7 protein-coding genes and 2 pseudogenes are annotated in these 5,822 nt (G+C 68.4%); 3 read left to right on the plus strand and 6 right to left on the minus strand.

Annotated elements, in window-relative coordinates:
• Positions 1-74: 74 nt before the first annotated feature.
• The 6 genes and pseudogenes from LE548_RS44840 to LE548_RS44865 form a co-directional block, all read right to left on the minus strand.
• Entirely contained in the window at positions 75-416 is a 342-nt protein-coding gene (locus LE548_RS44840) for a hypothetical protein (protein WP_225102797.1), read from the minus strand.
• A gap of 103 nt (positions 417-519) precedes the next feature.
• Positions 520-891: pseudogene (locus LE548_RS44845) on the minus strand (transposase family protein); the annotation flags it as partial.
• A gap of 32 nt (positions 892-923) precedes the next feature.
• Complete coding sequence (locus tag LE548_RS44850) at positions 924-1,643, minus strand: DUF6082 family protein (RefSeq protein ID WP_225102798.1); 720 nt, start codon at positions 1,641-1,643, stop codon at positions 924-926.
• A gap of 225 nt (positions 1,644-1,868) precedes the next feature.
• A protein-coding gene (locus LE548_RS44855) for an IS5 family transposase (RefSeq protein WP_374116269.1) occupies positions 1,869-2,797 on the minus strand; the annotation gives its coding sequence in 2 pieces (ribosomal slippage) (positions 1,869-2,435 and positions 2,438-2,797; 927 coding nt in all).
• Positions 2,798-2,918: 121 nt separating this feature from the next.
• A complete protein-coding gene (locus LE548_RS44860) occupies positions 2,919-3,362 on the minus strand; it encodes an MBL fold metallo-hydrolase (RefSeq protein ID WP_225102799.1) in 444 nt (147 codons plus the stop codon).
• Positions 3,363-3,464: 102 nt separating this feature from the next.
• Positions 3,465-3,965, minus strand: coding sequence for a MarR family winged helix-turn-helix transcriptional regulator (locus LE548_RS44865; protein ID WP_225102800.1), 501 nt, complete (start codon positions 3,963-3,965; stop codon positions 3,465-3,467).
• 78 nt (positions 3,966-4,043) lie between these two features.
• On the opposite strand from LE548_RS44865, the gene LE548_RS44870 reads away from it, so the two are divergent.
• The 3 genes and pseudogenes from LE548_RS44870 to LE548_RS44880 form a co-directional block, all read left to right on the plus strand.
• Positions 4,044-4,727: a DUF4386 domain-containing protein gene (locus tag LE548_RS44870; protein ID WP_225102801.1), complete on the plus strand. Its 684-nt coding sequence runs from the start codon at positions 4,044-4,046 to the stop codon at positions 4,725-4,727.
• A gap of 43 nt (positions 4,728-4,770) precedes the next feature.
• Complete coding sequence (locus tag LE548_RS44875) at positions 4,771-5,451, plus strand: SDR family NAD(P)-dependent oxidoreductase (protein WP_225102802.1); 681 nt, start codon at positions 4,771-4,773, stop codon at positions 5,449-5,451.
• A gap of 106 nt (positions 5,452-5,557) precedes the next feature.
• Positions 5,558-5,731 (plus strand): annotated as a pseudogene (locus LE548_RS44880) (IS5/IS1182 family transposase); the annotation flags it as partial.
• Between the last annotated feature and the right edge of the window lie 91 nt (positions 5,732-5,822).

Here is a 5,822-nt window from a genome sequence, read left to right on the forward strand (position 1 = left end):
GCCATGGTGCTGGTGGATCTCCTTCGCCAGGATCGTAACCCTGGCATCAGGGACTCCACGAAACGGGGTGCAGCTCAAATCGCCCATGCTGCACAGTCCTGGTTCTCGCGGCGGAAAACCAGGGCTCCGCCAAGGGCGTCGTCGACATAGAGCCCGGCCGGCGGGACCAAGGGGTCCTGCTGTCGAGTCAGGTCGTCTCGGCGGCCCAAGAGCGCGTATCCCTCGCGCAAGGCTGCGGGGCGCTCGAAGCCGAGAACACTCTCCGCGGTTGTCAGCTCGTCCGCAGCACAACCGTCCTCGGGCCGCAGAGGACGGCCGATCCACTCACCACTGAACCAGCGCACAAAGCCCCAGGCCCGCGAGCGGTCGGTCACCCCGCCCCCCAGCGCCACCGACACATCAGGACCATCCACCATGCCCAGGACGCTACCGCGTCACCCGACGGGCGACCGCGCGGGAGCAACGCTCAGTCGGCGTCGGCTAACCGGTTCGACTTGACCCGCCAACGACATGAGATGTCTTGGACTGCTCGGCTACCTCGTGGTCGCGGGTAGGCACGAGGGTGCCGTCCACTATCAGCACGGCGTCCTTGGAGAACCGGCGCCGCGGCTGAAGCGACATCAGCGGGCCGAGGTGGTCGATGATCCGGTCTGCCGCCGACTTCGAGATGCCGAACAGCAGTGCCAGCTGGCGCATCGTCAAATTCGTGCGCCAGTAGGCCGCGACCAGCAGCACTCGGTCCTCAAGGGGCAGGCTCCAGGGCCGTCCCCTGCCAACCGCGTCGGCCCCCTCACTCCGTAGCGCGGTCACCAGCTTCCCGAAGCAGCGCGGGCTCAGCCCGGAGAACGGGGCTATCCAAGACGGCTCCGACGCCGTGATCACACCAGTCACACCGTGATCATCCAACCCGTAGCCGACAGCCTTTAGCGTCGGTTGCGCAGGAGGGATCCGAGCGCCAAGCCGGTGGCCAGGCCGATCAGGGCGCCGACCGACGTCCGCCATGCGGGCGCTGCTCCGGCGACGGGCACGTCAGGTGGACGAGGTGCGGCGGCCGACGGCGCTGGTGGTCCGGCAGCGATAGCGCGAGCGTGCTCCTCGTCCACGATGGCCAGGAACCGACGACCGATACGGCTTCCGGAGGAGCTGGCGGTCCATGAGATCTGGGCCCTGCTCCAGTAGTGCCGCCCAGCCTCTCCGGTGAACATCCCGGCCAGCATGTCCCGCAGGAGAGGCTCGCGAATGGTCCCCATTTCGAAGCCCATCCACGCGTAGTTCATCATCAGATCGGCATAGACATGCCGCTTGCGCTCACGGGGATCGGCAATGTCCGTGGTGCCCCAAACCGGCTGGTAGAGCGCCATGTCGTCAAGTTCCATGCGGACCAGCTCAAGGTAGTAACTGCGGATTCCCTGGACCTGCTCCGCCCTGGCCTGGCGGTTCTGAACAACCAGCGAAGCAGCGACGCCGGCCAACGCGAGCGCCGAGACGATCGCCGACGTGAAGCCGTACGCCGCGCCGACCTGACTCAACCTGTTCCAGTCCACCCCCTTGGAGCCGGAGATGTCCTCCAGCACGAAAGGCGACAACAGCAGCGCCGCCAGCACGGCCGCCGCAGCGGCGACCAGCCCCAGAGCTCTGCCCACCCGGCGAGCCACTGATGGTGCAGCTACGGACCGATGACGAGCTATCAGGTAAATCACCCCCAGGCGAGCCTGTCCCAGTGACTAGACCGAGCCAGGGGGCAGCCTACGTGCAGCCGTCATGCTCGGCATCGTCCGCCTGCACAAGATCACCGTCGCTGCCGGAGGGCCGCCGCCACACCGACCGAAGATCGTTTACGGGACAATCCTTAGGTAATGTCCTGGCGATCATGAGCGGAGCCAGATGACGAGCGCGGCTGCGGTGACGGTGCCGAGGTAGACGTAGCCGCGCTTGTCGAACCTGGTCGCGACCGCGCGGAAGGTCTTCAGTTTGTTGATCGCCCGCTCGACGGTGTTGCGCTTCTTGTACCGCTCCTTGTCGAAACCGGGTGGCCGGCCGCCGGCCTTCCCGCGTCGGACCCGGTTGGCGGCCTGGTCGGCCTTCTCGGGGATGACGTGCCGGATGCCGCGCTTGCGCAGGTAGCGGCGGGTCCGGCGATTGCTGTAGCCCTTGTCAGCGCTGACACTGTCCGGCTTCGTACGGGGCCGCCCGGTCGTCAGCCGCGGAACGCGGATCTTCTCCATGACCGGCTCGAACTGGGTGCAGTCGGCACGTTGTCCGGGTGTGATGACGAGCGACAGCACACGGCAGCGGCCGTCCGCGCTCAGGTGGATCTTGGTGGTGAAGCCGCCGCGCGAGCGGCCGAGCGCTTCTCCTCCCGCACCACCTCCGCCAGCCGGTCGATCAGTTCCGCCCGGATCCGACCGGTCCTGACCATCACAGCGGAGCCCCCTTTGAGGACAGGTGGCGGATCGTGCCGGGCACCGGCGGCGTGGTGGTGCGCACGCACGGACGTCGAGTCGACCGATACGTCCCAATCGATGTCACCCGCCGCGTCCGCCTCGGCCTGGACCCGTTGCAGCAGCAGTTCCCACGTTCCGTCCGCCGACCAGCGGCGATGCCGCTCGTGCACTGTCTTCCACGGCCCGTACCGCTCGGGCAGGTCACGCCACTGCACGCCCGTGCGTATCCGGTAGAGCACCCCGTTCACGACCTGGCGATGGTCTCGCCACCTGCCACAACGACCGTTGCTCACCGGCAGAAGCGGCTCCAACCGCTCCCACTGTGCATATGTCAGATCACCCCTATGTCCCACAGTCCTATCAACGACTCAACTGATCGCCAGGACATTGCCTAGTGTGAATCTCATCCCTGCGCCCGCAGCTGTCGAGCTCCGCAGACGGGGTACGCCCGGAGGGCGGCGGGCTTCTCCAGGGTCAGTCGGCCCTTGGCCAGGCCGGGCGCCAGGTGGAGGGGTGATAGACCATCGGGAGGAAGCCGAACAGCTTCCAGTCCCGACTGTCCCAAGCGGCCCTGCTGATCACCAGCTCCGTGTCGGGGAGGTACGACAGCCCGCTGACGCGGTCCTCGTGTAGGTGGGTCGCCACGACCTTGCGGACATCCTCGACGCGGAGGCCGAGCGCTGCCGACGCGGCCGGGAGCTCCTCGTCGTGGGTGAGCTGGTACTCGTCCTCATCGAAGAAGTGGCGGGCGATGCCCTCGTAGTAGTCGTTGTGTTCGTGCGTCTGGCGCCAGCTGATGCGGGCGTCGACGAGGACCAGCCCTTCTCGGGGTGATCGATCAGGTCGGTGTGGCTGCGCACGATGATGAAGTGCTTCTTGTCGGTCGCGAATCGGTGGACCGCCCGTGCCCCGCGCCAACCGTCCATCCCGCCGTAGAACTGCTCGAACGGGACTTTCGTGGACCCGAGTCTCAGTCCTGCATCTTGCTGTCTGCCGGTTGCACTCCGTCGGGTTCCCGGCTCAGCGCACCCGCCGGTACCCCGGGTGGACGCCCGGAGTGAGGCCCTCGTGGGCGGCGATGCGGGTGAGCATGGCGGTGAGCTGCTGGTGCTCCTCGGGGGAGAGGGGCGCGCAGAGCTCCTGTTCGTGGGTGCGGGCGACCTGGCGGAGGTCGGCGAGCAGGGCGCGGCCCTGGTCGGTGAGGTGGAGGGCGTAGAGGCGCCGGTCCTCGGTGTTGCGGCGGCGCTCGATCAGGCCGCGTTCCTCCAGCTTGTCGGCGAACGGGACGAAACGGCTCGGTGGCATCCCCAGGTCATCGGCGAGTTCGCGCTGGCTGCGGCCGGGGGTCCGGGCCAGCAGGCGCAGGAGGCCGGCCTGAGGGGGCGTGAGGTCGATGGCGGCGATCCGCTGTGCGAACCGCTCGGCCGCATGGGTGCCGAGCTGGGCGAGCAGGAAGGCAGCGCCGCCGCCCGCGGGCTGGTCCGCCGGGGTTGGCGACGAGGCCGGGCGATTCGTGGTCATGCGAGCATCATACCCGCTTGACAATCGTTCCAAAGTGTAATCATTATTTGTTGTATATCGTCGTTGAGGGAGGACACCATGAGCGCCACCATCGAACTGGGCACCACTACTCGTCGCCCGCAGGTTGGGCCGCCGCTGCTCGCGCCGGTCGGCGCGGTCGCGGTGCTGACCGCGGGCTACGTCGCGGCGAACAGCTCCACCCCGCACCCGGATGCGAGCGGCGCCGAGGTGCTGCGGTATGCGCAGGGGCACAGCGGGCTGATCAGCCTGGGAGCCTTCCTGCTCTTCGCCTCGGCGGTGCCGCTGGCGCTGACTGCCGCAGTGCTCTACCGCCGACTGCGGGCGCTGGGCATCACCGCGCCGGGTTCGGCGATCACGCTGGTCGGCGGGGTGCTCGCGGCGATCGCGCTGAGCCTGAGCGCGATGTTCGCCTGGGCCGGCGGTCGGCTGGCCGCCGACGCCCCTGTCGCCCTCGCCCGGGCGCTGGCCGACCTCTCCTTCCTGTCCGGCGGCCCGGGTTATGCGGTCGGCTTCGCGTTGCTGGCCGCCGGGGTTTCGGTGACCACGCTCAAGGTCGGGCTGCTGCCGAGGGCGGCGAGCTGGGCGGGCCTGCTGATCGCCGCGGTCGGGATGGTCTCCTCGCTGACCCTGGCTGTCTCCGGCTTCGCCTACCTGCTGCCGGTGGCCCGGTTCGGCGGTCTGTTCTGGTTGCTCTTCATCGCCGTGAAGCTGCCGGTCAGCCGGCCGCGCAACAGCAAGTGACCAACCCCCGAGTGACCAACCGTCAAGAAGGAGCAGGATCGAGATGGGCAGCTACCCGAGTCTGAACGGCAAGGTCGTTCTGATCACCGGCGGATCGCGCGGCATCGGCGCGCAGACGGCGCGGGCGTTCGCCGCCCAGGGAGCCAGGGTCTGCGTGGTCGGCCGGGACCAGGCGGCGCTGGCCGCGGTGGTCGAGGAGATCACGGCCCTGGGCGGCACGGCGATGAGCGCGGTCGCCGACGTGACCGACGCGGCCGCGTTGGCCGCGGCCCGAGGAGTGGTGGAGGCGGAGCTGGGGCCGGTCGAGGTGCTGGGTGCCTTTGCTGGTGGCCAGGGTTACCCGGCCACGACCGCAGAGCTGACCGAGCAGCGCTGGCGCCAGGTGCTCGACTCCGACCTGACCTCGGCCTTCCTGACCGTGCAGACCTTCTTGCCCGGCATGGTCGAGCACGGCCGCGGCGTGATGCTGACCCGGCACCTGGCGACCGAACTCGGGCCGCGCGGCATCCGGGTCAATTGCCTTGCCCCGTCCTCGATCCGCACCGAGAAGGTCGCGGCGAACATGCCCGAGGCCGTACAGGCGCAGGTCGCCGCCAAGCACCCGCTGGCCCGCCTGGGTACCCCGCAGGACGTGGCCTGCGCCGCGCTCTTCCTGGCCTCGGACGACGCGGCCTGGCTGACCGGGCTGACCATCGACGTGGCGGGCGGCCGGGTCACCAACTGAGCTTTCTGAACAACAACTTGAGAAGCTGTCAGCTTTGCGATCTTGAGCGGCGTGCGTCGAACGGAAGTATCGATCGGGTGATCGTGGCCGGTGCCCGAGGAAGGCTGGCGGCCGACCGCCCGGTTTCGACAAGGAGCGGTACGAGAAGCGCAACACCGTCGAGCGGGCGATCAACAAACTGAAGGCCTTCCGCGCAGTCGCGACCAGGTTCGACAAGCGCGGCTACGTCTACCTCGGCACCGTCACCGCAGCCGCGCTCGTCATCTGGCTCCGCTCATGATCGCCAGGACATTACCTAGTACTGCAACCGCATCTGGGGGTTGTGCCCTCGACGTTTGTAGTGGGAGCGGCGGGCTCGGGCCTGGCTGTGT

It is taken from the genome of Streptomyces sp. CoH27 (assembly GCF_020181035.1).
GTDB classification, from domain to species: Bacteria; Actinomycetota; Actinomycetes; order Streptomycetales; family Streptomycetaceae; genus Streptomyces; species Streptomyces camelliae.